Raw genomic sequence first — 706 nt, forward strand, 5'->3', positions numbered from 1 at the left:
GTGCTGACCAGATTCCGGGTGCCCTCCTCCAGCAGGTCGAGGCTGGCAGGAGGGCGGAACTCGTCGTTCAGGACGAGGTACCGCTCATAGGTCGACTGCTGACAGAGCACCAGGAACGGCTTGCCGGCCAGCAGTGCCGCGGTCACCTCTGTTCCCCATGTGATGTGCCCGATCTCCTCCACGATGACGAATACACAGACATCCGCTTCCTGGACCGTGGCGCGGGAGTTCTCCTCCCAGTCGGACGAGGCGGAGTTGATGTAGTTCATCGTGCCGTTGAGGAAGTGCCAGGGAACGCCGCCGAAGTCGGCAACGGTCCGGACGAACTCGTCCTGCACCCGACGCGTGTCCGCGGCACCGCACAGCATGACTCGGATCATGGTGCATGCTGACATGTGCCGACGTGCCGGACGCGGCGGTGGAAGGCACAACCATCCATATCCGTGCAGGACCGTCCACGCGTGATCCGCCGCCCGGCGTACGGCCTCTCCTCAGCCGGCGTCTGCGCCCGCGGTTCCGCGGGGTGGGCGTGTGACGGCGTACCGGTGATCGGTGGATGTGCGGGGTCCGCGCGTTACGGAAGGTGGGGGAAGGGGCACTGGAGCCGAATCCGTCGTCCGATCGGGGGGGGGGGGGGAAGGGAGAGTGCCGGGTGCTGTGGAAGACCTTCCGGTGGGCGTTCGCCGTGACGGCCGTCGGGCTGGTG

General features: G+C 67.0%; 1 pseudogene. It reads right to left on the reverse strand.

What is annotated here, in order from left to right:
• Positions 1 to 380: pseudogene (locus LPA54_RS34085) on the reverse strand (hypothetical protein); the annotation flags it as partial.
• Positions 381 to 706 lie beyond the last annotated feature (326 nt).

The organism is Streptomyces sp. DH12 (genome assembly GCF_020873895.1).
Classification (GTDB): Bacteria; Actinomycetota; Actinomycetes; order Streptomycetales; family Streptomycetaceae; genus Streptomyces.